Source organism: uncultured Stenotrophomonas sp. (genome assembly GCF_963519125.1).
In the GTDB taxonomy this organism is placed as follows: Bacteria; Pseudomonadota; Gammaproteobacteria; order Xanthomonadales; family Xanthomonadaceae; genus Stenotrophomonas.
On sequence record NZ_CAUQLJ010000007.1, the window covers coordinates 63,665 to 88,383 of the forward strand.

Consider the following 24,719-nt stretch of genomic DNA (forward strand, 5'->3'; position numbering starts at 1 on the left):
GTGATGCCAGCCACCCCCGCTCCAATCCTCGCGTTCCACGCCGACCACGCCCTGTTGCCGGAGGGCTGGGCCCGCAATGTGCGCATTGTCTGTGCCGGCGGCACCGTACGGACGGTGGCGTCCGGCGTGGACGCGCAGCCCGGCGACACCGCGCTCGCGATCGCGCTGCCCGGGTTGGGCAACCTGCACAGCCACGCCTTCCAGCGCGGCATGGCCGGGCTGACCGAAATCGGCGGGCGCAGCGGCGACAGCTTCTGGAGCTGGCGCGAGCTGATGTACCGCTTCCTGGCCCACCTGCAGCCGGAAGCGGTGCAGGCCATCGCAGAGCAGGCCTACGTGGAGATGCTTGAATCGGGCTTCACCCGCGTGGGCGAGTTCCACTACCTGCACCATGCGCCGGACGGCACCCCGTATGCGGACCGCGCCGAAATGGCCGCGCGCATCGCCGCTGCCGCGCAGGGCAGCGGCATAGGCCTGACCCTGCTGCCGGTGTTCTACGCGCATGCCGATTTCGGTGGCGCGCCGCCGAACCCGGCGCAGCGTCGCCTGCTGCACGATGTGGACGGCTTCGCCCAGCTGCTTGACGGTTGCCGCCAGGCCCTGCGTGGCCAGGAAGACGCGGTGCTGGGCATCGCCCCGCACAGCCTGCGCGCGGTCACCGGCGAGGAGCTGGCCGCGTTGCTGCCGCTCAACCGCGGCCCGGTGCACATCCATATCGCCGAGCAGACCCGCGAGGTCGACGCATGCGTGGCGTGGAGCGGGCTGCGCCCGGTGCGCTGGCTGTACGAGCACGCCGCCGTCGACGAACGCTGGTGCCTGGTGCATGCCACCCACGTGGATGACGACGAAGTGCAGCGCATGCTGGCCAGTCGCGCGGTGGTGGGGCTGTGCCCGATCACCGAAGCCAACCTGGGCGACGGCCTGTTCCCGATGCAGGTGTTCGCGCGGGGCGGTGGACGCTTCGGCGTGGGCTCGGATTCCAATGTGCTGATCGACGCGGCCGAAGAGCTGCGCCTGCTCGAATACGGGCAGCGCCTGCAGCTTCGCGGGCGCAACGTGCTTGCCCCGCAGGAAGGCGTGTCCACGGGGCGCTGGCTGTTCGAGCAGTCGCTGCACGGCGCCGCGCAGGCGCTGGGCGTGGGCTGCGGCCTGCAGCCGGGTGCACCGGCCGACGTGGTCGAACTGGACCCGCAGCACCCGGCCATGATCGCGCGCGACGGCGACGCCTTGCTTGACAGCTGGGTGTTCGCCGCCCGTAATGGCGCCGTTCGATCGGTCTGGCGCGGGGGGCGCGAGCTGGTCCGCCACGGTCGCCACCTGCAGCGCGACGCCGTGGCCGCGCGTTTTGCCCAGGCCCTGCGTGGCGTGTTGAACGCCGCGAACTGACATTCATTCCAGGACTTCCGCGTGACGGGCAAGAAAGCCGAAACCCTCAACCAGCGCATCCGTGCCGATCTGGAGAGCCGCATTCTCAGTGGGGAATGGGCGCCGGGGTTCCGCATTCCGTACGAGCACGAACTGATGGAGCTGTACGGCTGCTCGCGGATGACGGTCAACAAGGTGCTCACCGCACTGGCCGAGAGCGGCATGATCGAGCGCCGCCGTCGCGCCGGTTCGTTCGTGGCGCGGCAGCCGCCGCACCTGGAGCAGGTTGCACTGGAAATCCCCGACATCGCGATGGCGGTCGGCGCCCGTGGCCATGAGTACGGTTACCAGCTGCTGGAGCGGGCGTACCGTGCGCCGAACCCGGCGGCCAGCGAAGAAGTGGCGCTGTCGGGCGAGCAGAAGCTGCTGGCGATCCGCTGCCTGCACCGTGCCGATGGCAGGCCGCTGGCGCTGGAGCACCGGTTGATCAGCCCGGTCGGCGTGCCTGAAGTGCTGGCCGTGGATTTCTCCACCACCGCGCCGGGCAGCTGGCTGTTGCAGAACGTGTCGTGGACCCGTGCCCAGCACCGGATCAGCGCTTGGGGCGCGGACGCCGCCGCGGCGGCGTTGCTGGAGGTCAAGCCCGGTACCGCCTGCCTGGTCATCGACCGCCTCACGTGGCGCGGCGAACAGCCGATCACCTGCGTACGCCAGATGTTCCTGGGCGACGCATGGGACCTGGTAGCGAAGTTCGCGCCCGGCGCGCGGTGACGGTTACGAGGTGGCGCACTGGCGCCAGCGCACCGGCTCTTCCGTACCCAGGCGCGGGTTCAACTGGATGCGCACCGTGCGCAGCGCCGGATAACGCTTCACCTGGTGGCAGATCTGCGGCCAGATCTCATCGATCTCGGCCGAGCGGTTCACTGCCAGTGTCTGGCGGGTCTGCCAGAACGCATTGAGCACGCCGGTCTGCTGGCCCACCAGCGCTGAGAGTTCGCGCTGGTAGCGCGCCAGCGTCTCTGCGTCCGGATCGGCCACGGTACCCAGGATGCTGTTCGGGTCGTTGCTGCGCGGCGCCTGGGTGGGTGCCGGCGTCGGGGCCGGGGCTGGCGTATCTGCGACCGGCCGCGAGGCTGCTGCGCCTTCGGCCACGCCTGACGACGGTGGGGTCGCAGGAGCAACGGGTGTTACCGCAGGCGTGGCAGCCGGGGTAGGCGCGACGGACGCGCCATCGGAAGCCCCTGCGTCCTGGTCCAGGCGCGAGGTCAGATACCCCATCCCCACGATCAGCCCCAGCGTCAGCGAGCCCAGTGCGGCGATCGAAATTCGCCGCACCGCCTCGCGCCGCGCCTCGTTCTTGACCCGGCTTTCCACGTCGCCGGGCAGGTAGGGCTGCAGCATCGGCCACAGCAGGGTGCCGTCCAGCACCTCCACGCTCTGCTTGTCGGCGGTGGCGCGGCCGTCGCGCTCGATCCGGCCCTCGGTGATCAGGATGCCGCCGCGGGCACCGGCCAGGCGCGCCGCGGCGCCCAGCTCGTTCACCGCCGCCGTGCCGATCCGGTAGGCCCGGCCATGCTTGCAGGACACCAGGTAGCGCTGGTGCTTCGCGTCCTGCATCAAGAAGTCGCTGCTCGGCTCACGGCTGTCGTCGGGCTCGCCGGTGATGTCCTGCAGCCCGCGCTGCTCGTGCAGGGCGCGCCGGACGATCTCGGAGAAATCCCGCCAGTGCATGCCGGCCAAGGCGTTGAGCCCGAGCTTGGTCTCCTTCCGGCGGCGTTTCACCAGCCAGAAGTAGGCAGCGGCGAGGGACCAGACAACGACAGCCAGAAGGAGAGCCAGAATCCAGGAGAACATGGGGCCTAGAGATGAACACGGGGGTACAGGCGGACAGTCTATATGCGCCCGTAGCTGTCTGTGCGATGTCGTTTTCGCCAAAAAGAGGCGGCGGTCTCAGACCCCGATGACGGAAGTCTCACTTTCAGCCGAACCCAGGCAGGCACGAAAAACCCGCCAGTCCTATGCCGTGAGGGGAGGGAACAAACGGCGAGCAAGCACTGGCGGGTCGGTTTCGATTGTCAACAAAGCTGTGCTGCTTTGCAACAATCAGGCATCGGACGTGGGCGACTGGTGGCTGCCCGGCAGCGGGTCGGCATTGGGCGACGCATTTCGCGCTTCGGCCCGGTTGAGCCGGGTGGTCAACGCGTCGATGCGGGCATTGAGCGTGGCCACGTCCTCGGCGGTCGGAATGTTCAGGCGCTTGAGCACGCCCTGGACACGGTCGTCGAAGGCCTTCTCGACCTTGTCCCAGGTACCGGACGCCTTTTCGCGGGCCTCGCCGAGGTGTTCCTCGACGTTGTCGCGCCAGCGCGGGGCATCCCCGGCCTGCTCACGGTTGCGTGCGTCGATGGTCTCGCCTTCGCGGACCAGGTTCTCGAAAACGCGGCTGCCTTCCGCTTGGGCGCGTCCAAATGCGCCGAGCCCGGCCAGCCAGATCTGCTGCGCCGAATCGGTCAGCTTGCGCGAAAAGCGCTCGGCCTGGTCCTGCATCGAGGGCTTTTCGCCGGTGCGGTCATCGTAGTCGTCGTGTGCGTTCATGGGGCGATCCTGTGAGTGGCCACCCCCGGATCCTACCCAGCGCTTCGATTGCGCGGCGTGATGGCGCGGCCGGACCGCGCCTGCGGTTCAGCCCAGCTTTTCGCGCAGGGCGTTGCGGATCTGCTCTTCCACCATGCCTTTCATCATCGACACCGGGAAGCCCAGATCGGCAATGACGTGCACATTGCCCGGCAGCAGTTCGATCAGGCCCTCGACGCCGGACCCGTTGAACTTCAACGCATCACCGGCCCAGCTGGAGGTCACGCCGTACTTCTCGGTGAGCTTGGCCACCATGCCCTCCACGGCCGTGCGGACTGCCTCGGCGGGCAGGGCGTGGGCGTGGGTGATATCGATCTTGGACATGGCGGGCTCCTGGCAGGCGGTTGCGGCAAACGGGCGTGCATTGTGCACACTTCTATCCTCCCTGACATCCAACCTGCTAGGCTGCGCCGCGTGCAGAACCTGCTTGTTCACTTCACCCATCGCCAACACCCCGACCAGCCGTTGAAGCCGGGGGTGCAGCGCATCGTGCGCCACGCCTCGGGCGGGGTGCGCCTCGGCGGTGACGCCGCCGGCACGTTGCTGCTGGCCCAGTTCTGCCTGGACGACCGCGGCCTGTGGCTGCAGGTCGCCAGCGGCATGCGCGGCATCCACGTCAACGGCCGGCCCGTGCGGCGGATGGCGCTGCTGCGCCCCGGCGACGCGGTCTATGCCGACGGCGTGGAAATGGTGGTGCAGGGCGAATGCGAGGTCCTCAATCACGCGCCGTCGCGCAGCGATGAGGGCGGCGACGACCAGCGCCTGCTGCGCGGGGTCGGCGGCCAGCACCACGGCCGCAGCTTCACCCTGGACCGTCCGCGTGTAATCGGGCGCGGGCTCGAATCGGACATCGTCATCGACGATCCGGCGTTCGCCGAACAGCACGCGCGCATCGAACGGCACGGCGACCGCCTGCTGCTGCGCGACCTGGGCGCAGGCGAATCCACCCGGGTCAATGGCGTCAGCGTGCGCCATTGCTGGCTGCAAGCGGGCGACCAGCTGGTCTTCGACGCGCAACATCGCTTCGTGCTGGAAGTGCCACACGACGGGCGCAAGCGCGTGGTCAGCCATGAGGAAGACGAACTGCTCGACCTGCCCAGCGCGGTGGAAGCGCCGGTCAAGCCGGCACGGGTCAGCCGCTGGCCCTGGCTGCTGGGCAGCGCGTTGTTGCTGGCCGCCCTGCTCAGCCTGCTGCTGTGGTTCGGCGCGCGCTGAGCCGATAGATTCAAAAGCAACCAATTTCGCCTTGTGCTGCAAGGCCTAAAGGCTGGTGCGCTGCGGCATACTAGGGGTCTTGCCCCATAGGTGTGACATGACGCGCGCGTTCAATTTCAGTGCCGGCCCTGCAACCCTGCCGGAATCGGTCCTGCGCCAGGCGCAGGCGGAAATGTTGGAATGGAACGGCGCTGGCGCCTCCATTGTCGAAATGAGCCACCGCGGCCCGGAGTTCATGGCCGTGGCCGCCGAGGCCGAGGCCGACCTGCGCCGCCTCATCGGCATTCCCGACGACTATGCGGTGATGTTCCTGGCCGGCGGCGCCACCACCCAGCAGGCCCTGCTGGCCCTGAACTTCGCCAGCCCCGGCCAGACCGTGGACTACGTGCTCACCGGGCACTGGGGCAAGACCGCGATCAAGCAGGTCAGCCCCTACGTGCGGGTCAACGTGGCCGCCAGCAGCGAGGCCAACGGCTTCCACGACATTCCGCCGCGCAGCCAGTGGCAGTTGTCCGACGATGCCGCCTACGTGCACATCACCGCCAACGAAACCATCCACGGCGTCGAGTTCCGTGACACCCCGGACGTGGGCAGCGTGCCCCTGTTCGCCGACTTCAGCTCTTCCATTGCCAGCGAGCCGCTGGACGTCTCGCGCTATGGCCTGATCTACGCCGGCGCGCAGAAGAACCTCGGCCCGGTCGGGGTCTCGGTGGTGATCGTGCGCCGCGACCTGCTCGAACGCAGTGGCCAGCCGCGCGCGGACATCTTCGACTACCGTTCGCACGTCGCACGCGACTCCATGCTCAACACCCCGCCGACCTGGAACTGGTACCTGGCCGGCCTGGTCTTCAAGTGGATGCTGGCCGAAGGCGGCGTGGAAGAATTCGCCCGCCGCAACGCCGCCAAGTCCGCACTGGTCTACGGCGCCATCGACGCCTCCGGCGGTTTCTACCGCAACGAAGTGGTGCCGGCCGCGCGGTCGCGCATGAACATTCCGTTCTTCCTGCCCGACGAAACCCTCACCGCGCGTTTCGTCAGTGAATCCAAGGCGGCCGGCCTGCTGGCGCTGAAGGGCCACAAGGCGGTCGGCGGCATCCGTGCCTCGCTGTACAACGCGCTGCCTGTGGAAGGCGCGCACGCGCTGGTCGCCTTCATGCGCGACTTCCAACAGCGCAACGGCTGACGCTTTCGTTCGACGTACTCGTTTTAAACCTGGAACCCCCATGGCCACCAAACCCGCCAAGCCCAAGGCACCTGCCGCCAAGCCGAAGAGCAAGAAGGCCGACGCCGTTCCCGCCGTCGCCGCCCCGGTGCTCTCCGACGTGCGCGCCAAGATCGACCACATCGACCGCAGCATCCAGGCACTGATCGCCGAGCGCGCACAGTTCGCCCACCAGGTCGGCAAGGCCAAGGGCAAGCTCGCCGCCGCCGTCGACTACTACCGCCCCGAGCGCGAAGCGCAGGTGCTGCGCATGGTGGTCGACCGCAACGAAGGCCCGCTCAGCGACGAAGTGCTGGTGCATGTGTTCCGCGAAATCATGTCGGCCTGCCTGGCCCAGCAGGAGCCGCTGAAGATCGGCTACCTCGGCCCGGAAGGCACCTTCAGCCAGCAGGCCGTGCTCAAGCACTTCGGCCGCTCGGCGCTGGGCCTGCCGCTGGCCAGCATCGAAGAAGTGTTCCAGGAAGTGGAAGCGGGCAACGCCGATTTCGGTGTCGTGCCGGTGGAAAACTCCGGGCAGGGCACCATCCAGATCACCCTGGACATGTTCCTCACTTCCAACCTGAAGATCTGCGGCGAAGTCGAACTGCGCGTGCAGCAGTACCTGATGTCGCGCAGCGGCCGGCTTGAAGATGTGGAACGCGTGTACGGCCACCCGCAGTCGTTCATGCAGACCTCGTCCTGGATGCGCGCCAACCTGCCCAAGGCGGAGAAGGTGCCGGTCTCCAGCAACGCCGAAGGCGCGCGCCGTGCGCGCAATGCCGACGACGCGGCCGCCATTGGTGGCGAGAGTGCAGGGCACGTGTACGGTCTGAAGAAGGTGGTCACCAAGCCGATCCAGAACGACGCCGACAACACCACCCGCTTCCTGGTGATCGGCCGCCAGTTCTTCCCGACCTCCGGCCACGACCGTACCTCGGTGCTCGTCTTCATCCACGACAAGCCTGGCGCGTTGTTCGACGTGCTCAGCCCGTTCGCGCGCCACGGCATCAGCATGAACCGCATCGAATCGCGGCCCTCGCACAACGCCAAGTGGGAATACGGCTTCTTCATCGACCTGGCCGGCCACATCGACGACGAAGCGATGCAGGCCGCGCTGGCCGAACTCAAGGCGCACTCGGCACAGATCAAGGTGCTGGGTTCCTACCCGGTCGCCGTGCCCTGATCCCGCTGTTCTTCCGCTTTTACAGGATTCACCGATGACCGCTTCCGCTTCCTGGATCGCCCGCAAGGGGCAGCCCCTGCAGGGCACCCTGACCATTCCCGGCGACAAGTCCGTCTCGCACCGCGCGGTGATGTTCGCCGCCCTGGCCGACGGCGTTTCGCACATCGACGGCTTCCTTGAAGGCGAAGACACCCGCGCCACCGCCGCGATCTTCTCGCAGCTGGGCGTGCGCATTGAAACGCCGTCGCCCTCACAGCGCATCGTGCACGGCGTCGGCGTGGACGGCCTGCAGGCGCCCAGCGCGCCGCTGGACTGTGGCAACGCCGGTACCGGCATGCGCCTGCTCGCCGGCCTGCTGGCCGCGCAGCCGTTCGACGCGGTGCTGGTCGGCGACGAATCGCTGTCCGGTCGCCCGATGCGCCGCGTGACCGGCCCGCTCGCGCAGATGGGTGCGAAGATCGACACCGAATCCGACGGCACCCCGCCGCTGCGCGTGCACGGTGGCCAGCCGCTGCACGGCATCGACTTCGTGTCGCCGGTCGCCAGCGCCCAGGTCAAGTCGGCCGTGCTGCTCGCCGGGCTGTACGCCCACGGCGAAACCGCCGTGAGGGAACCGCATCCGACCCGCGACTACAGCGAACGCATGCTGCGCGCGTTCGGCGTGGAAATCGACTTCTCGCCCGGCAAGGCCCGCCTGCGTGGCGGCCAGCGGCTGCGCGCGACCGACATCGCGGTGCCGGCCGACTTCTCCTCGGCCGCGTTCTTCCTGGTCGCCGCCAGCATCATTCCGGGCTCGGAACTGCGCCTGCGCCAGGTCGGCCTCAACCCGCGCCGCACCGGCCTGCTGGCCGCGCTGCGCCTGATGGGCGCCGACATCCGCGAAGAGAACCACGCCGAGCAGGGCGGGGAGGCCGTGGCCGACCTGGTCGTGCGCTACGCACCGCTGCACGGCGCCGAGATTCCCGAAGCGCTGGTGCCGGACATGATCGACGAATTCCCCGCGTTGTTCGTAGCCGCTGCGGCGGCACAGGGCAACACGGTGGTGCGTGGCGCGGCCGAGCTGCGCGTCAAGGAATCCGACCGCCTCGCCGCCATGGCCACCGGCCTGCGCAGCCTGGGCGTGCAGGTGGACGAAGCCGACGACGGTGCCACCATCCACGGCGGTCACGAGCTGGGCAGCGGTACCATCGAGAGCCACGGCGACCATCGCATTGCCATGGCGTTTTCGATCGCCGGGCAGTTGAGCAGTGGCGAAGTGCGGATCAACGACATCGCCAACGTGGCGACGTCGTTCCCGAACTTTGATGGTATTGCGCGTGGGGCAGGGTTCAACCTCGCCTGACACAACAAGCCGGGCAGAGCCCGGCTCTACCGCCGGTCGCACGGCCGCCATACCCGTAGCGCCGGGCTCTGCCCGGCTGCTCTTCGCGCAAAAAAATGGGAGCCGACCAATCGGTCGGCTCCCCGGCTCCCCCGCCGTTTTCTGATCGATTACCGCTGAGCGGTCTTGAAATCCACCGGCACGCGCACCACGCTCGCCACCGCGCGACCATCCTGCATCGCCGGTTCGAACTTCCAATCGCGCACCGTGGTCAGCACCGCACGGTCCAGATCGCGGTCACGGCCGCCACTACGCTGCACGATGTTGGCATCGGTCACCTGGCCACGCGTATCCACGTTGAGGCTGGCAATCACACTGCCTTCCACACCGCTACGCAGCGCCGAACGCGGGTACTCCGGCTTCGCATTGCTGCTCAACGGACGCGCATCGCGATCACGCACGGCCGGCGCTGCACGGCGCTGGGTGGTGGCCGGTGCAGCCTGTCGCGTCGCAGGTGCCGGGGTGGTGGCTACGGGCGTCTCAGTAGCAGGCAGCATGCGCTCGCCCACGGGCGCCATCGCCGTTTCATCCGGGTTGGCATAACGCAGCCACACCAGCGCAGCGGCGAACATCGCGACAATCAGCGCAATCCACAACACCGGCGAAGTACGCCGACGCTCGGACGCATCAATGACGTCGCGCTGGTGCTGCGGCGAAGTGGGCATCTCATGGGTATGGGTAACACTCATGGTGAACTCCTGGTGTCGATGTGACGACGCCAGTGTTGCCCGGGTCCAGTTGAATATGTGTCACCGAAGCGTCAACGCGACGACTGCATTCCCGATGAGGTTCATCGAGGTGATGCGCGCATCTACGCCGGCGTAACGCGGTGAAGACAAGCTATAGCGAGTACCGGCTGGGGCCGGTGCCTATCCGCACAATTTCATTGCGCTTTGAAATCGAACGGCACTTCAATGCTCCCCTGTACCGGCTGGCCATTGGCCTGCGCCGGCAGGAACCGCCAGCGGCGCACCGCATCGGCGGCGGCGCGGTCCAGATCGCGCGACCCGCTGCGCTGGATCACGGTCACGTCCATCGGCACGCCGCTGGGGTCCACATCCACGCGCACCACCACGCTGCCTTCCACGCCATTGCGCAACGCCGCAGGCGGGTAGGTGGGCGGGGGCGACTGCTCGGCAATCGGCTGCGGGCGGTCACCGGCGGCCATCGCCACCGGCGCGGCCTCCGGAGCAGGAGCGGGCGCCGCGGCGGGCGGCGGGGGCGGGGCGGTCTCGACCAGCTGCGGTCGTTCCTCGTCCACCGGGACCGGCTTGGCATCGGGCATGTCGCTGGAACCGGCCGCGGCCGCCAGCGGCTCGGGCAGGGGCTCCACCTCCGCCACTTCCTGCGGGGTCTGGGCCGGCCCGGCCTTGTAGAAGTCGTTGTTGCGGCTGCTCAGCCACACCACCAGGAACAGCAGCACGCCCACGCCAAAGGCGATGGCGGAGATGAAAAGGCTGCGGCGGGGCAGCTGGAAGGTGATGTTCTTGCCAGACGAGGAACGGGAAGCGGACATGAGCCATACCAAGGTGAACCCCCCGATTCTGCCATGGCGGGAATGAACCGCGCGGCAGAAAAGCCGATTACAGGCGATAATCCCCCTCCAGACCCGTAAACAGCCCCCAAACGCCATGCTTGATCCAGCCCTGCTTCGCCAACAGCCCGCCGAACTTGCCGAACGCCTGCGCTCCACGCGCGGTTTCGAGCTGGACGTCTCCGGGCTGGAGTCGCTGGAAGCCGACCGCAAGCGCATCCAGATCCGCACCCAGGAACTGCAGAGCCTGCGCAACAGCCGCTCCAAGGCGATCGGCCAGGCCAAGGCCAAGGGCGAGGACGTCGCCGCGATCATGGCCGAAGTGGCCGGCTTCGCCGACGAACTGAAGGCCTCGGAAGTGGCCCTGGACGAGCTGCGCGACAAGATCGAAGCCATTTCTATGGGCATCCCCAACGTCCCGGCCGACGACGTCCCGTTCGGCAAGGACGAATCCGAGAACGTCGAGCAGAAGCGCTGGGGCACCCCGCGCAGCTTCGACTTCCCGGTGCTCGACCACGTCGAACTGGGCGCCCGCAACCACGGCCTGGACGGCGAAGCCGGCGCCAAGCTGTCCGGCTCGCGTTTCACCGTGCTGCGTGGCCCGGTGGCCCGCCTGCACCGCGCCCTGGCCCAGTTCATGCTTGACCTGCACACCAACGAACACGGCTACGACGAAACCAACGTGCCGGTGCTGGTCAATCCCGAATCGCTGCGCGGCACCGGCCAGCTGCCGAAGTTCGAGGACGACCTGTTCAAGACCGCGGTGGGCGAGTCCACCCGCTACCTGATCCCGACCTCGGAAGTGTCGCTGACCAATATCGTCCGCGACGAGATCATCGACGCCGAGCGCCTGCCGCTCAGCATGACCGCCCACTCGCTGTGCTTCCGTGCCGAAGCCGGCAGCGGCGGCCGCGACGTGCGCGGCATGATCCGCCAGCACCAGTTCGAAAAGGTCGAGCTGGTCACCGTGTGCGCCCCGGCCGACAGCGAAGCCGAACACCAGCGCATGACCCGGGCCGCCGAAGTGGTGCTGGAAAAGCTCGGCCTGCCGTACCGCAAGGTGCTGCTGTGCACCGGCGACATGGGCTTCTCCGCGATCAAGACCTACGACCTGGAAGTGTGGCTGCCCTCGCAGGACACCTACCGCGAAATCTCTTCCTGCTCCAACTGCGGCGACTTCCAGGCGCGTCGCATGCAGGCGCGCTGGCGCAACCCGGAAACCGGCAAGCCGGAACTGGTGCACACCCTCAATGGCTCGGGCGTGGCCGTAGGCCGCGCCATGATCGCGGTGATGGAGAACTACCAGAACGCCGACGGCAGCATCACCGTACCGGACGCGCTCAAGCCCTACATGGGCGGCCTCGAAAAGATCGCGTAAGCGAAAAAGAAACGGCCCCGCAATAGCGGGGCCGCAGGGTGGGCCGGATGGGGGAGGGGATCTCCGGCCCGGGCAGGGCGTCCGACGAGGACTCAACGCCTGCCCTGGAACACTCAGGCCTCGGCCAGCTCTTCGAACTCGGCCGCCGGCAGGCTGGCCAGCGCGGCCGCAATCGCTTCTTCGCGATGGGTCGGCGAATACGCAATGCCTTCAGCGCGCACGAACTCCACGTTGTCGATGCCCATGAAGGCGAACACCTGGCGCAGGAACGGCTCCTGGAAGTCGGCCGGCGAATCGGTATAGATGCCGCCACGCGAGCTGGCGATGATCACGCGCTTGCCACCGGCCAGGCCCACCGGGCCATTCTCGGTGTACTTGAAGGTGCGCCCGGCCACGGCCACGCGGTCGATCCACGCCTTCAGCGTCGAGGGAATGCTGAAGTTGTACATCGGCGCGCCGATCACGATCACGTCCGCCGCCAGGAACTGCTGCATCACCGCTTCGGCTTCGGTCGCCTCGGCCGCATCGGCCTGGGCCAGCGAACCACTACTCAAATGGGGAATGGGATTACGATCAAGATCGCGGTAGGTTACATCGAGGTTCTCAACGGTCTCATTGAACCGTGCGACCACGGCTGCGGAGAGCTGACGGGAAACCGAGTTGTCGCCCAGCACGCTGGCATCAATGTGAAGAAGCTTCATGGCAATCACCTGTATCCGGGGAAGGGCGGTCAAGGCGCCGCCGACGGAGAGCAGGTTAGGTTGTTGCGTCTCTGGGATAAAGGTGGTTGAATACCACGTATTGTTCTATATCTGGAACTTCGGTATGCACGACCTCAACGACCTTTACTACTTTGCCATGGTGGTGGATCACGGCGGCTTCGCTGCGGCCGAACGCGCCCTGGGCATCCCCAAATCCCGCCTGAGCCGCCGTATCAGCCAGCTCGAAACCGACCTGGGCGTGCGCCTGCTGCAGCGCTCCACGCGCCGCTTCGCGGTCACCGACGTCGGCACCAGCGTGCACCGCCACGCGCAGACCATGCTCGCCGAAGCGCAGGCCGCCCGCGAGGTCGTGGACCGGCTCAGCGCCGAACCGCGTGGCCTGGTCCGCGCCAGCGTGCCGGTCTCGTTGGCACAGATGCAGCTGCCCAAGCTGCTGCCCAAGTTCCTGGCCCAGTACCCCAAGGTGCGCCTGCAGCTGAACATCAGCAACCGCCGCGTCGACATCATCAATGAAGGCTATGACGTCGCCCTGCGCGTGCGCTCGCGGCTGGACGACGACGGCAGCCTGGTCATGCGCAGCTTCGGCCAGGTGCAGGAACTGCTGGTCGCCAGCCCGAAGTACCTGGACCGCGCCGGCCGCCCGAAAGACCCGGACGAGCTGGCCAACCACGTCACCCTGAGCATCAGCGAAGACGAAGCCCGCCAGCGCTGGGAACTGCACGGCCCGGAAGGCGCAGTGCGCCGCGTCGACCTGCAGCCGCGCGTGGCCGGGTTCGACTTCCCGCTGCTGCAGAGCATGGTCAAGGACGGCTTCGGCATCACCATGCTGCCGGAAACCGTCTGCGCCGACGCCGTGCGCAGCGGCGAGCTGGAAGTGGTGCTGCCGGAATGGTCGCTGCCGCAAGGCATCTGCCACGCCGTGTTCGCCTCCCGCCGCGGCCTGCTGCCGGCAGTGCGGGTGTTCATCGACTTCCTGGCAGAGCACCTGCCGCCGCAGTTGGAGGCCTCGCGCCTTGACTGTGGTGGGGCGTGCGAGCGGGCCAAGGAGAAGATCCGGGCGAGTGCGCTTGGGGCGCTGGCGGTGGATGCGGGCTGATCCCGAAGGCTCGCTGCGCCAGTGCTGGGCAGAGCCGGTGTGAAAATGCGAGAATGGCGCCCCGGCCGAAGGCTGGGAGCCATGCCGGCCAGGACCACACCCTGACCGGAGCGCTGCGGTTGCAATGACTGCAGCGGGTAGGTGCGGAAGCGTCACCTATACGGAGAGATGGCCGAGCGGTTTAAGGCACCGGTCTTGAAAACCGGCGAAGGGTAATTCCTTCCGTGGGTTCGAATCCCACTCTCTCCGCCAATCCCCATGTAAATCGTTGACGCAATTAATTTTGTGACTGGTTGGGGCTGGCGTCGGGACGCCTATCGAGCAAGAGCTCGAAACACTTGGTGTGGCATGCGGGCTACGGACTATTTTCGTTGAGCTCGATCTTGACGATGGGCATCACGCCACTCCCAGCCGCGCACTCACCGCCAAAGAAAAATTGAGTGGCATACGGAATCTCTCGCTTTCCCTAGCTCCACACTTGCGAGTTGGCGATGGAAAAGGGCAGGAGAATCGCTGCAGTACTGTAGCGAGGAATGCCTTAAGGCACGCCCCGCGCGGCGCGAGCCATGCCCGTGTGGCGGGAACGTTACCTTTCACTTACTCTTGCCCTATGGAACGGGGGAGCCAAGATGGCGCTTTACGATGATTTTTACCGGTTTGAGCAATGGCTGGCAGAACAGGGACCGGCCGAAGCAGTTCTAAAAATATCCTCGGTGGTTGAGGCTAGTCTGAGTCAGATAGCGCGAACCACCCATGCGGGAGGTCAGCGAACTCGGCTGATTACTCCCTTGATTCGCGCCGGTATGTTGCGCCCGCTTCCTGAAAGAACTCAGACAGCCCCGGCGGCCCAGTCAGAGCTAGGATGGACCCGTCTGTCTCGACTGGAAATTGGACCCTTTCGAGGATTTCGCCGGCAGGAGGTCTTCGACCTTGACCATCAAGCGGTGCTCGTTCTGGGTGCCAACGGGACTGGTAAGAGCAGTCTCTGTGAGGCGCTTGAACTTGCGCTGCTCGGTCGCATCGAAGAGGCCGATGAGCGAGCAGTAGATGCTCGGCGCTACTTTGACAACGCCCATGAAGGTAGCCATCAATTACCCGTGCTTGTTGCAAAGCACGGCGTGGAGGAGCATCGAGTCACGCCGAATGAAGAGCGCCATCGTTTCATCATCATCGAGCGCAACCGTATTGAGTCGTTCGCTCGTATAGGAGCGCGTAGGCCGGCTGAAGCTGCGTCCATGCTGGCGGCACTGTTCGGCCTAACTGCTTTTAATGATTTTGTGGCGGGTTTTGGCGGAAGTTTGGATCGACAACTCAACTTGGCTCTCCCCAAAGCTGCAGACCTGGCGCAGCGACGCGTCGCAATCCAGGCCGATGAGGCCAAGATTGCCTCCGAAGCTACCACTCACGCGACCCTAGACGCGCAGCGTGCCCAAGTGGCCGCCGATTTCGAGCTTGGTCTTGACTATCTAGGACTGAAAGCGCGTATCGGAACCACGGAGGTCCCGGGGCGCCTTCAAGAGATTCGTGCGACTTTGGCAACACCTTTGATTGCCGAGACGGGAATTTGTCCTGAGCACTTGATCGCTTTGCGGCGAGAACATCGCGATCTGACCCAAGAGCTGTTCGCAACACAGGGAGCACTGGTAGCAAGGGCTCAGGAGGTGTCATACCGGGAGTTGTATCACTCTATCGTTTCGCTCCAAAAGGAAAGTGCAGATCGCTGCCCGGCGTGTGAGACTCCTCTGGACCAGACGACTACTAATCCTTTCGGTCGCGCAACAGCTGGCTTGGTGGCGCTTAGTGAACTTTCCCGACTCGAGGCAGAAGCGGACAGGTTAGAGCGACTGGTCATGCGGAGCCAAGGCGCGCTAGACATCGCGCTAAGGAAAGCGATCGAACATATCGCGAAGCTCCCCAATGTCGGCAATTTGTCACCGATAGAGCAACTGTTAGCAAACGCGGATAGGCAAGGCTGGCGTCAATTGCTAGCGGCAGCTCGTGAGCTGAAGCGTATTGACGCAAGTCTTACGGAAAAGCGCATCGAGCGACAATCCTTGGAGGCAGAGGCCGAAAAGTTGCAAGCGGCGAGGACGCAGTTGGCCTCAATCGCGGGTCAGCAGCGCCAGTTCGACGCAGAAGTGGCGTCAGCTCGGGAGCGGGTCGCGGCATTTGCCAATAACACTGGCCCATTGATGCTGGAGGTGGTAGACGAGGCAGCTGCTCACGATGTTGAGATGCAAATAAAGGAAGCGTACGACACCTTCTTGACCCTGTTGAGGGCCTATTTGGCAGCTTTGCCTGAGCACCTCATGGCCGACATCAATGAGATCACTGTCGACCTTTACAACAGTTTCAATGCGCATGACCACGCAGATGATCTAATCCATACACTCCGTCTTCCACTGAGGGGCGGCGCGCCGCTTGAGATCGCATTCGCGCGCGATCCAGATCGTTTCCACAACGCTTTGGCTATTCTGAGCGAGGGGCACCTTAGGTGTTTGGGGTTGTCAATTCTGTTAGCTAAGAACATCAAGCTCAATCTTCCAACAGTTCTTCTTGACGATGCCGTCAACGCGATCGATCACGAACACCGCGAGGGTATCCGCGTGACGCTGTTTGGCCATCCGGCATTGAAGAAAAAGCAGCTAATTGTGACGTGTCATAGCCCCGAGTTCATCAAGGACATATTCAACAATCACACGAAGGGGGCGCCGCTTTACGTTCTGCGACACCATCGTGGCGATCACCATCCGATCGTGTCAGGGGGAAAGACGCGGAGCTACATCGAGCGAGCGGAGTCGCACATTGCTGACTTTGATTCGCGAGCGGCACTGTCGTGTTGCCGTCAAGCACTTGAGAGCTTGGTCACCAGGACATGGAAGAAGTTAGCCGACACTGCACCGGGCCTTGCCGAGCTTTCATTAAGGACTCGAAGGCCTGGCGCTCCGGCGGATTTGAGCAACATTGTCCAGGTGTTGCTGAGCGCTATCAACAAGGGAGTTAGCGCCGGGGTCTTGGATGGGGCCTGGATCGCCAGGCAGGATCACTTGGATGCGATAGTCAATGTGAGAGCGAATTCTTTGGCATGGATGTCATTGAACAAGGGAACCCACGAAGAGGAAGATCGGGAAGACTTCGAAGAGCCGACGCTGCGACGTATTGCCGAGGCCCTGCGCGGTCTCGATGCATCTTTTGGAAACTGAATCGCATAGCATTCAGAAGCGAATATTGAGGGCGTGGGTTGGCTAACGCTCAGCTTTCGATGGCAAGTACCAAGTCCTCATGGTTGTGCCGTGCATCGGGGCTACGTCCAGCCCGTTGGTTCATCAGATTCATGCGAATATGAAAGGGAGAACATGTGACTGTTTCAAGAGAAAATGATGCGATCGGCCAAGCGGTTGCGGCAGGTGTTGGTGCTACCGCGGGTGCAGGGGCGGGAGCCGCAATAGGGGTAACAACGGTCGCAACTGCAGCTCAAGCTGCAGCGACTGCAGCTCTAGCATCAGCAGGCGCTGGAGCTGGGGCTGCAGCAACAACCGGGGCACTTGCGACGGCTGGAGGAGGCGCGATAGCTGCAGGCGGTGCTGGAATGGCGGGAGGTGTCGGAACCATCGCAGCTACTGCTGCCACTTCCGCTGCCATACCCGTCATTGGGTGGGCCGTCGGTGGAGCAATTCTCGCTGGCGCGGGGGCGTGGGGCGTCTATAAGCTCGCTACCCGAAAGAAGTGAGGCGCGAGTCATTCATTCGAGTCGCCGCCGCTTCATAGAGCGCTGTATTTCGATTGTCAGTCTAGGAAATGGAGTTTTCAGTGAACTCAAGTCAACAAGCGGAGCTTGCTCGCGCCATAGCATGGATGCTCTGTTCGCATGCAGCACATGGGCTTTCCACTTCATCTATAAAGGGAGTCGGCGAGATAACGCTTCGCGATGGACTGATAGTTGCCGCAGCAGCAATTGGATCCAAGCATAAGAATGCTTGGTTGCTAAAGCGGGAGGTGGAGCCAGACGGATGGCTCGATTCGAGCGTTGACCTTATGATCTACAGGGTTTCCGGGCAGAGCGAGCCGCTGGTTGGCGGAGCGGAGCTGAAGTGGTGGCGCCATAAAGACAAGTGCAACGCGAGTAACAGGCGTCGTGATCTAATCAAAGACCTATTGAGGGCAGCAGCCCTCTATACGCTCTCCGAGTCATTTTCGTTCGTGGCACTCTTGTCCACGAAGGAATCGTGGGATGCAACGACAGACACTCGTGGAAAGGACAAGGCTCTTCTGGATAAGTTGAAATCTGAATCTTCGGAGCATTGGAATGTCCGGGATCTATCAGCAAGCCCATCCATGAAATCGGCGGTACGCCTTCTTCGCAATAAGGTTCCCGTAACGACCGCATTCCGAACAAGGCTCCTGACTGCATGCTCGCTTTCAGACCAATCTGGTATTGAGTGCGTCGCTAGGGTTTGGGAGGTCCAGAAGACGCAGAATAGTCGCTGGGCTGTTGATCCGGATGATTACAACTTTATCCAGGACTCAGTCTAAGGTTTCTCTGAGTCGCTTGCGCTGCGGCCGCGGCAGCGCGAGGGATCTTTTGCATGCGCGAATGTTGGGAGAATGACTTGACTAGCGATCTGTTGAGTGGCGCGATTCGGAGAGTTTTGCACTCTTCCGCCGCAAAGCGGCAGGCCGCAGCGTCGGATATCTCGCGCGAGGCCAGCGAGGCGAAGGTCAGCTTGGAAGTTAACATGTCTTGCGTGGCCCGTATCGCCATTCCAACGAACAGCGAACGCCACCGAGTGGCCTTCCAACTGTTGCGGGCGTCAATGGATTATGGCCGGGCGTTGCTGTTCCTTTTGGAAACCCACCCCATAGACCTCCCGGCAGTGGCTCTGGCAATGCATCGCTCCCAGATAGAGCAGTTTCTGCGAGCGGTTTTTGTCCAGTTCCTTGCCGACGACGAGCAGTTTGAAGACTTTCTTCAGGAAGATCGAGGTCCCCGAAGAAAGAGTCAGAAAGGGAAATGGGTAGCCATTGCGGTGAAAGAGTTGGCAGAGGAGGTAGAGTCGGCCATTGCGCGCATCGCTCAGGACGATGGTCCTCAAAAGCTCGCACGCACGGTGAACAATTCGTGGGATCCCCTTTGCGGCTTAGTCCATGGTGGAAAGGCCATTCGTGTGATGTATGAGGATCATAGCGGCCAAATCGGGGCCCGTGTGCCTGCATCGATCCTGTTCCAGACGACCGTCAACGCGGTGGCGACCACGAACTTGTGTTTGATCACCGCATTGACGGCCGTAGGAACAGGCGCTTATGAAGAGAGCTCATTGGTGGAGGAATCAGCGACAGCTATGCTGCGCTACATGCAGCAGCGAACGGTACGCGTGGCGGCATTGGTTTGGCCGCGCTGAAGAGCGTGGCTGGCCGGTGTCGGGACAGTCTGCGTCACCTGCACTAGGCTTAGGCGATCTGGGCTTCATTCGAAGAGCTGTGAATATTTGGCCTAGGGAGCGCTCTTGATGGTCAAGAGTTCCCGCACTGCTACCGCATAACCTCCAACGGCACCAACGAGGCCCACACCAACAGCAGCACCAACCACAACCAGCGCCAACGCCCCATACCGTTCCACGCCGCGCGCCAAGGACCGGGTAGTTTTTCCTGACTCATTTCTGCCGCCTCTTGGCTGCCGACCGCAGCGAATCTACCGTACGAAGCCCGTAGAGATACACCCCGGTAAAGCACAACCCGGTCAACAGCGTACCGGCCAGGAACCAGATCAGCCGAATCGGCCAACCCCCGAAGCTCCCGAAGTGCAACGGGTCAGCCATCTCGGCAATGCGCTGATGAACCGCCAGCGCACGCCCGTCATGCATGCCCATCACTTTCCCGGTATGCAGGTCCACGGCAATGTTGTTCGCCCGTTCCCGCACCAGCCAGGCCTCTGCCTTACCCATAAACAGGATGCTTCCACCATCGCGTGCGGGAATACCGCCGAGCAGTTCAAGGCGGGGCCATTGGGTGCGGATGGTCTGTACCGCAGCGTCAACGGCGGCCGGGTCCACGGCGGAAACGCGCTCATCGCCCTTGGTAAATCGCATGGTCGGCGCCGCAGGCGCATCGCCCCCCAGTGATTCGATCAGATACCACGCCCCAGTCACCCCGATCAGCAGCAGGAACCAGAGCGACCACACCCCGGCCAGGCGATGCACATCCCCCCATAGGCGGCGCGGCCGCGAGGCGTCGGGCCATTTGAGGAAACCGCGCCACCACTTCTTGTAGATGTACAGGCTGCTCAACAACGACAGCAGCAACGGGATGGACAGGGCAGTCACCAGTGGCACGCCCCACGCCACCGGCAGCATCAGGTGCCGGTGCGTGTTGCGCAGCAGCCGCTGCGTATTGAACCAGCCCGTGTCGCCAGTCACCTGCGCGGTATACGGGTTGATCCACACAAACCGACGCTTGCCATCGGGCAAGCGCATCTGCGCGCGCGCAGCGAACAGGCGCGTATGGCCGGCGGTGATACCTTCCAGCTCCCAGTCCGGATGTGCCGCCTGGGCGGCATGGATGACCGGGCCCCAGCCTGCCTGCTCACCCCCGTCGGCCACGCGCATCGGCGAGTGCAGCAGCCAGTCGATCTCCTGCGAGAACACCGCCAGCGTACCGGTGAGGCAGACAAAGCCCATGAACAGGCAGAGCTTCAGGCCGAGCCAACTGTGCAGGTCGAACCACAGTCGGCGCTTGCTCCCGCTGGCTGCAGGGCGGTCGGGGTGCGTTGGCGAAGGCTGACGCATGGGAGGTCTTAGAAGGAGTAGGCAGCTTGCACGTACACGCGGCGAGGCTCACCCGGGAAGTGGCCGGTGCGCTCGGTGAACCCGCTGGCGGCATAGACCTTGTCGAACAGGTTCTTGACGTTGGCCTGGAACTGCCACTTCTGCCACTGCGTCTTCCAGCTCATGTCGAACACGGTGTACGGCTTGACCCGCTGGCCATCCAGGCTGAGGCGCTCATCCACGTAGTCCGCGCCGAAGCCGATGGCGGAATTGATCGCCGGCAGGTCGTAGCGTGTCCACAGGCCGAGTTTGTTCTGTGGCGCATTGGCGAAGCGATCGCCGGAGGCATTGGTAATGCCGTTGCTGCCGGCATCCTTCACCCGCGCATCGTTGTAGGCGTAGGTCAGGTTGAGCACCCAGTGTTCGGTGACATCGGCCAGCAGATCCAGCTCCATGCCCGTGCTGCGCACCAGGCCAAGGGCGGCCAGTTGGTTGACGCCGTCCACAACCTCGCCGGTGGCCTGCACGATGTTGCTGCGGTCGATCCGGTACGCGGCCAGATTCAGGGTCACACGCTCGGCCAGCAGGGACTTCAGGCCGACTTCCCACTGCTTGCTGCGCTCGGCATCGAACGGGCCGCCTGAATCGGCGCTCTGGTTGCCCGCGCTCTGCGGCATGAAGCCGCTGGCGATGTTGGCGTAGACGTTGATGCCTTCCCGGACGGTATAGGTGCTGCCCAACCGCCAGCTGATGTCGTTGCCGTCCACGCTGGTGCCGGCGATGCGGTCATCGTCCTTGAACCCGTCCCAGCGCAGTCCGGCCAGCACATGCCAGCGCGGGGTCAGCGTCAGTTCGTCCTGCAGGTAGCCGCCGTAGCGCTTGCTGCGCGTGCTCGTGCCGCGCCAGGGCAGGGCGGCCAGGTTGTAGTCGCGCCACGAGCTTGCGCCGTACACCGGGTTGAACAGATCGATGCCGGGCACTGGACCAGCGCCTCGCGCCAGGTCGGCGCTGTTGGCGGTCTGCGCGGTGAAGTCGGCATCCTGCTGGTACACATCGGCACCGAACAGCACCTTGTGCTCGATGCTGCCGGTGCTGACGCGCCACACCGCATTGCCGTTGGCGGTGAAGGCGTCGTTGTCGCGAATCTGGTTGCGCAGCTGGCGGGTCATCCACTCGGGCACGCCGTCGCGGTTGCGGTCGATCAGGCCCATCGGCTCGTGGTAGATCTGATGTTCGTTGTTCTCGAACCAGCGTGCGCCGAAATCCACGTCCAGATTGGTGCTGGGCGAGAAGCGGTACTGGGCCAGCGCCACCTTGGCACGCATATCGAGAAAGTCGGTGGCTTCGTTGTGGTTCCAGCGGCGGTCGGTCAGGAAACTGCCGTTGTCGTCCACCGGCACGCCACGCAGGCGGTTGCCGCCCAGGTTCTGGGTGATGTCGGTGAACTGCAGGGTCAATTCCCCGGTGTCGCCCACGTCGAAGGCCAGCGAGGCATCGCCGATCACGCTTTCGCTGTCCGCGTTCCAGCGCACGCCCTGTTCGGTGTCGCCATACAGCCCGGCGCGGTAGCGCACGCTGCCAGCTGCGTTCAGCGGCCCGGTGGCCTCGATCGACCCCGCACGGAAATCGTTGTTGCCAGCCTGCAGTTCGACACGGCGTTCGGTTACGGCCTTGGGCTTGCGCGTCACGTAGTTGATGACGCCGCCGGCATCGCCGCCGCCATACAGGGCGCCGGCCGGCCCCTTCAGGACTTCCACGCGCTCGATGTTGAACAGCTGCGGCACCGAAAAGCCGGCATAGGGGTCACCGCGCATGCCGTCATACAGCACGTTCTCCTGGCGGAAGCCTCGCAGCGTCACGCCTGCATAGCTGAAGAAACTGATGCCGCTGATGCTGCGGTAAAGGTCGGTGACCTGCCGGGCCGCCTGGTCTTCAATCAGCTCGCGCGGGACCACCTGGATGGACTGCGGCACGAACTCCAATGGCGTGTCCGTGCGCGTGCCTACTGCGGCGTCATCCACTCTGTAGAGGGTCTGGGCGCGGCCCAGTACCTGCACTGCATCCAGCTGCCGTACGTCTTCAGAAGAGGGCGGAGCCGCGTGGGCTGAGATGGAGGCGAAGGTCAGGGCCAGGCCCAGGGCAGAGAGACGAAGCGGTGGGCGGGTCATCGGGGGCAGGGAGGGGAGGGCTAGATGGGAATGAGAAATATTAACATGTAGTCCCTTTTTGTGTTCGCACCCACGGTAGAGCCACGCCCTGCGTGGCTATCTCGTACACGACGCAAATGCAAAAAGATCAAGCCACCGGATGGAAGCGGCGACGCAACGCCCCGGCAGCCGCCGCGATAGCCATCGCTGGCACAGCCAGCACCAGGGCGTATAGCAATCCTGCCAGCAACAACGGGCCAAAGCCCGACATCACGGTCACCACCGGCACCTGCAAGACCATGAGCAACAGGCCCCACAGCCACGACTTCCGGGGAAAAAGGGCGCCCAGCACTGCGGCGATGCCTAGTGCAATGGGATAGACCACTGTCCAGAACGCAGGCGCGTCCCAAGGCTCGCCGCCCGGTGTACGCCAGGCCACCAGCACCCAGAACACCACGCCTACCTTTAGCGTGACGGCAGTTGCTGCAAGAAAGCTACCCGTTACCCGCATCGATGGTCTCCCGGACGAACAGGCAGCATGTCACTGTCGCGCTGTCGGTGTATGACCAGTGACGGAATCAGCACACGCAGCAGCCCCGTTGGCGTCACGCGATTGATCGTGTTGATCGAAAATGAGGTTTCAATCAGAACGCTTGTGTCGAGGGATCGCGAAGTGAGACGGCGGATCATCGAAGGAAGAGCAGTGCGAAGGTCCGCTTCACTTTACGGGGGTGGCGGGCTCTACCTGCTTCAATAGCTGATTCGCCATCCCCCTATAAATCGGCACCCTGCACACCAGCCCCGACACCCCGCGTGCCAGGAGCACCGTCGCCAGGATCGGCAGCAGCATGTCGCTGCTATCCGTAAGCTCCAGCGAAATCACTGCCGAGGTCAGCGGCGCCTGGGTCACGCCGGTCAGATAGGCACACATGCCCAGCAGTACGAACACGCGCCCATCCACGCCCGGCATCAGCGCAGCCAAGTTATGGCCGATACCAGCCCCCACCGCCAGCGCAGGCGAGAACAGGCCGCCGGGAATGCCGGCGATGTAGGAAACCAGGTTGGCGAGGATCTTCATCACCCCGAACTCATGGCCCACGGTCGGGTTGCCCTGAACCAGGCCACGGGCCTGCTCGTAGCCGGTCCCGAAGGCGCCATTACCGAAGGCGGCGGCGAGCAGCACAAGTGCCACGCCACACCCGGCGGCCAGCAGCACCGGATGGCGCCGCCGCAGGGCGCCCAGCCACGCTGGCTTGCCTTCCATGGTCAGCAGCGCGGCCTTGGCGAACAACCCGCCTAGCAAACCGGCGACCGAGCCGCACAGAAGGATGGCCAGCCACGCCTGTCCCAGCGGCAGGAACGCGGTGACTTTGCCGAAGTAGGTGTAGCTGCCCAGCAGCCCGAGCGATACAACACCGCCCACGATGACCGCAGTGAGCAGCGTCCCGGAAAAGCGATGTTCGAATCGCCCACTCAGCTCCTCGATCGCGAACACGATGCCCGCCAGCGGCGTGTTGAAGGCGGCTGCAATACCGGCAGCCCCACCCGCGAGCAGGAAATGCGAAAGCTCTTTCGGATCGCGAAATCCCGCCAAGCGTCCAAACACATACATCAGGCTGGCGCCGACATGCACGGTGGGGCCTTCGCGCCCAACCGAAGCGCCGCCGAGCAACGACAGCGTGGTCAACGCAAGCTTGCCAGCGGAGACCTTCAGCGACAGGTTCTCGTTGCGGAAGGCTTCGGTAGGCGTGTCCAACGCAGCAATGACCTGCGGAATACCGCTACCGCGAGTGGGCTTGAGGGCGCCACTGGTCAGCCACGCAAGCACGGCGAACACGGTGGGTGTGAGCAGTAGTGCCCACCATACCGAGTGCGCGATGACCGACTGGAACACCCGGAAGGCCGCATCGCTGGCCTTGGCGAACAGGATCGCCACCAAGGCCACCGCGACCGCGCCGCCCCAGAGGGCGGCCCGGCGGCGCCAGGCGGTCCGCGACAGCAGCGGTGCGTCGCCGTGGGGAGGGGAGGGGTCCGGGCTCATGTGGCTATTTTCGCAGGGGGCCCGTGAGGACGTTTTGCCGTGGGTGCCCGCAGGCTGTGCA

The 24,719-nt window shown here is 64.6% G+C and carries 21 protein-coding genes and 1 tRNA gene; 12 read left to right on the top strand and 10 right to left on the bottom strand.

Going from position 1 to position 24,719, the window contains the following annotated elements:
- The first annotated feature begins 3 nt into the window (after window positions 1-3).
- Complete coding sequence (locus RYM47_RS07590; RefSeq protein WP_315386940.1) at window positions 4-1,386, top strand: formimidoylglutamate deiminase; 1,383 nt, start codon at window positions 4-6, stop codon at window positions 1,384-1,386.
- A 21-nt stretch (window positions 1,387-1,407) separates the two neighbouring features.
- Complete coding sequence (hutC, locus tag RYM47_RS07595; protein ID WP_315386941.1) at window positions 1,408-2,136, top strand: histidine utilization repressor; 729 nt, start codon at window positions 1,408-1,410, stop codon at window positions 2,134-2,136.
- Window positions 2,137-2,139: 3 nt separating this feature from the next.
- Here the strand turns inward: hutC and RYM47_RS07600 are convergent, their stop codons facing one another.
- The 3 genes from RYM47_RS07600 to RYM47_RS07610 all read right to left on the bottom strand — a co-directional run bounded on the left by RYM47_RS07600 (window position 2,140) and on the right by RYM47_RS07610 (window position 4,323).
- On the bottom strand, window positions 2,140-3,219 hold the full coding sequence (locus RYM47_RS07600) for a restriction endonuclease (RefSeq protein ID WP_315386942.1): 1,080 nt from the start codon (window positions 3,217-3,219) through the stop codon (window positions 2,140-2,142).
- 249 nt (window positions 3,220-3,468) lie between these two features.
- Complete coding sequence (locus RYM47_RS07605; protein WP_315386943.1) at window positions 3,469-3,960, bottom strand: phasin family protein; 492 nt, start codon at window positions 3,958-3,960, stop codon at window positions 3,469-3,471.
- 87 nt (window positions 3,961-4,047) lie between these two features.
- Window positions 4,048-4,323 carry a polyhydroxyalkanoic acid system family protein gene (locus tag RYM47_RS07610; protein WP_315386944.1) on the bottom strand — a complete coding sequence of 92 codons (276 nt, stop codon included), beginning with the start codon at window positions 4,321-4,323 and terminating at the stop codon, window positions 4,048-4,050.
- 90 nt (window positions 4,324-4,413) lie between these two features.
- Here RYM47_RS07610 and RYM47_RS07615 point away from each other — a divergent pair, with 90 nt between their 5' ends.
- From RYM47_RS07615 to aroA, 4 genes are all read left to right on the top strand, one after another.
- Window positions 4,414-5,214 carry an FHA domain-containing protein gene (locus RYM47_RS07615; RefSeq protein WP_315386945.1) on the top strand — a complete coding sequence of 267 codons (801 nt, stop codon included), beginning with the start codon at window positions 4,414-4,416 and terminating at the stop codon, window positions 5,212-5,214.
- A 97-nt stretch (window positions 5,215-5,311) separates the two neighbouring features.
- Window positions 5,312-6,397, top strand: coding sequence for a 3-phosphoserine/phosphohydroxythreonine transaminase (serC, locus tag RYM47_RS07620; protein ID WP_315386946.1), 1,086 nt, complete (start codon window positions 5,312-5,314; stop codon window positions 6,395-6,397).
- 40 nt (window positions 6,398-6,437) lie between these two features.
- The gene (pheA, locus tag RYM47_RS07625) at window positions 6,438-7,598 is read left to right on the top strand and encodes a prephenate dehydratase (RefSeq protein WP_315386948.1); all 1,161 of its coding nucleotides are present in this window, start codon (window positions 6,438-6,440) and stop codon (window positions 7,596-7,598) included.
- Window positions 7,599-7,632: 34 nt separating this feature from the next.
- Window positions 7,633-8,940 carry a 3-phosphoshikimate 1-carboxyvinyltransferase gene (gene aroA, locus RYM47_RS07630; RefSeq protein ID WP_315386950.1) on the top strand — a complete coding sequence of 436 codons (1,308 nt, stop codon included), beginning with the start codon at window positions 7,633-7,635 and terminating at the stop codon, window positions 8,938-8,940.
- Between the two features lie 149 nt (window positions 8,941-9,089).
- Here the strand turns inward: aroA and RYM47_RS07635 are convergent, their stop codons facing one another.
- Entirely contained in the window at window positions 9,090-9,668 is a 579-nt protein-coding gene (locus tag RYM47_RS07635) for an energy transducer TonB (RefSeq protein WP_315386951.1), read from the bottom strand.
- Between the two features lie 194 nt (window positions 9,669-9,862).
- The gene (locus RYM47_RS07640; protein WP_315386952.1) at window positions 9,863-10,495 is read right to left on the bottom strand and encodes an energy transducer TonB; all 633 of its coding nucleotides are present in this window, start codon (window positions 10,493-10,495) and stop codon (window positions 9,863-9,865) included.
- Window positions 10,496-10,610: 115 nt separating this feature from the next.
- On the opposite strand from RYM47_RS07640, the gene serS reads away from it, so the two are divergent.
- Window positions 10,611-11,891, top strand: a complete 1,281-nt coding sequence (serS, locus tag RYM47_RS07645; protein ID WP_315386953.1) for a serine--tRNA ligase — start codon at window positions 10,611-10,613, stop codon at window positions 11,889-11,891.
- Between the two features lie 113 nt (window positions 11,892-12,004).
- On the opposite strand, the gene RYM47_RS07650 is transcribed toward serS, so the two are convergent.
- Window positions 12,005-12,592, bottom strand: coding sequence for an NAD(P)H-dependent oxidoreductase (locus RYM47_RS07650; RefSeq protein ID WP_315386954.1), 588 nt, complete (start codon window positions 12,590-12,592; stop codon window positions 12,005-12,007).
- A gap of 124 nt (window positions 12,593-12,716) precedes the next feature.
- Here RYM47_RS07650 and RYM47_RS07655 point away from each other — a divergent pair, with 124 nt between their 5' ends.
- The 5 genes from RYM47_RS07655 (at window position 12,717) to RYM47_RS07675 (ending at window position 19,108) form a co-directional block, all read left to right on the top strand.
- On the top strand, window positions 12,717-13,709 hold the full coding sequence (locus RYM47_RS07655) for a LysR family transcriptional regulator (protein ID WP_068854691.1): 993 nt from the start codon (window positions 12,717-12,719) through the stop codon (window positions 13,707-13,709).
- A 162-nt stretch (window positions 13,710-13,871) separates the two neighbouring features.
- Window positions 13,872-13,961 (top strand) — tRNA-Ser (locus tag RYM47_RS07660).
- A gap of 377 nt (window positions 13,962-14,338) precedes the next feature.
- The gene (locus RYM47_RS07665; protein WP_315386957.1) at window positions 14,339-16,912 is read left to right on the top strand and encodes an AAA family ATPase; all 2,574 of its coding nucleotides are present in this window, start codon (window positions 14,339-14,341) and stop codon (window positions 16,910-16,912) included.
- Between the two features lie 607 nt (window positions 16,913-17,519).
- Complete coding sequence (locus RYM47_RS07670; protein ID WP_315386958.1) at window positions 17,520-18,242, top strand: hypothetical protein; 723 nt, start codon at window positions 17,520-17,522, stop codon at window positions 18,240-18,242.
- A 77-nt stretch (window positions 18,243-18,319) separates the two neighbouring features.
- A complete protein-coding gene (locus tag RYM47_RS07675; RefSeq protein WP_315386959.1) occupies window positions 18,320-19,108 on the top strand; it encodes a hypothetical protein in 789 nt (262 codons plus the stop codon).
- Between the two features lie 252 nt (window positions 19,109-19,360).
- Here the strand turns inward: RYM47_RS07675 and RYM47_RS07680 are convergent, their stop codons facing one another.
- The 4 genes from RYM47_RS07680 to RYM47_RS07695 form a co-directional block, all read right to left on the bottom strand.
- Entirely contained in the window at window positions 19,361-20,491 is a 1,131-nt protein-coding gene (locus tag RYM47_RS07680; protein WP_315386960.1) for a PepSY-associated TM helix domain-containing protein, read from the bottom strand.
- Between the two features lie 8 nt (window positions 20,492-20,499).
- Window positions 20,500-22,638, bottom strand: coding sequence for a TonB-dependent receptor (locus tag RYM47_RS07685; protein ID WP_315386961.1), 2,139 nt, complete (start codon window positions 22,636-22,638; stop codon window positions 20,500-20,502).
- Window positions 22,639-22,765: 127 nt separating this feature from the next.
- A complete protein-coding gene (locus RYM47_RS07690; RefSeq protein WP_315386962.1) occupies window positions 22,766-23,128 on the bottom strand; it encodes a hypothetical protein in 363 nt (120 codons plus the stop codon).
- A gap of 207 nt (window positions 23,129-23,335) precedes the next feature.
- Window positions 23,336-24,658 (bottom strand): chloride channel protein, encoded by a 1,323-nt coding sequence (locus RYM47_RS07695; RefSeq protein WP_315386963.1) that lies wholly within the window; start codon window positions 24,656-24,658, stop codon window positions 23,336-23,338.
- Window positions 24,659-24,719 lie beyond the last annotated feature (61 nt).

What these genes read in the sequence shown, in the direction of transcription:
- RYM47_RS07590 (WP_315386940.1), top strand. Translation starts at nt 4, where the DNA reads ATGCCAGCCACCCCCGCTCCAATCCTCGCGTTCCACGCCGACCACGCC.
- RYM47_RS07600 (WP_315386942.1), bottom strand. Translation starts at nt 3,219, where the DNA reads ATGTTCTCCTGGATTCTGGCTCTCCTTCTGGCTGTCGTTGTCTGGTCC.
- RYM47_RS07605 (WP_315386943.1), bottom strand. Translation starts at nt 3,960, where the DNA reads ATGAACGCACACGACGACTACGATGACCGCACCGGCGAAAAGCCCTCG.
- RYM47_RS07610 (WP_315386944.1), bottom strand. Translation starts at nt 4,323, where the DNA reads ATGTCCAAGATCGATATCACCCACGCCCACGCCCTGCCCGCCGAGGCA.
- serC (WP_315386946.1), top strand. Translation starts at nt 5,312, where the DNA reads ATGACGCGCGCGTTCAATTTCAGTGCCGGCCCTGCAACCCTGCCGGAA.
- pheA (WP_315386948.1), top strand. Translation starts at nt 6,438, where the DNA reads ATGGCCACCAAACCCGCCAAGCCCAAGGCACCTGCCGCCAAGCCGAAG.
- aroA (WP_315386950.1), top strand. Translation starts at nt 7,633, where the DNA reads ATGACCGCTTCCGCTTCCTGGATCGCCCGCAAGGGGCAGCCCCTGCAG.
- RYM47_RS07635 (WP_315386951.1), bottom strand. Translation starts at nt 9,668, where the DNA reads ATGAGTGTTACCCATACCCATGAGATGCCCACTTCGCCGCAGCACCAG.
- RYM47_RS07640 (WP_315386952.1), bottom strand. Translation starts at nt 10,495, where the DNA reads ATGTCCGCTTCCCGTTCCTCGTCTGGCAAGAACATCACCTTCCAGCTG.
- serS (WP_315386953.1), top strand. Translation starts at nt 10,611, where the DNA reads ATGCTTGATCCAGCCCTGCTTCGCCAACAGCCCGCCGAACTTGCCGAA.
- RYM47_RS07650 (WP_315386954.1), bottom strand. Translation starts at nt 12,592, where the DNA reads ATGAAGCTTCTTCACATTGATGCCAGCGTGCTGGGCGACAACTCGGTT.
- RYM47_RS07655 (WP_068854691.1), top strand. Translation starts at nt 12,717, where the DNA reads ATGCACGACCTCAACGACCTTTACTACTTTGCCATGGTGGTGGATCAC.
- RYM47_RS07665 (WP_315386957.1), top strand. Translation starts at nt 14,339, where the DNA reads ATGGCGCTTTACGATGATTTTTACCGGTTTGAGCAATGGCTGGCAGAA.
- RYM47_RS07680 (WP_315386960.1), bottom strand. Translation starts at nt 20,491, where the DNA reads ATGCGTCAGCCTTCGCCAACGCACCCCGACCGCCCTGCAGCCAGCGGG.
- RYM47_RS07685 (WP_315386961.1), bottom strand. Translation starts at nt 22,638, where the DNA reads ATGACCCGCCCACCGCTTCGTCTCTCTGCCCTGGGCCTGGCCCTGACC.
- RYM47_RS07690 (WP_315386962.1), bottom strand. Translation starts at nt 23,128, where the DNA reads ATGCGGGTAACGGGTAGCTTTCTTGCAGCAACTGCCGTCACGCTAAAG.
- RYM47_RS07695 (WP_315386963.1), bottom strand. Translation starts at nt 24,658, where the DNA reads ATGAGCCCGGACCCCTCCCCTCCCCACGGCGACGCACCGCTGCTGTCG.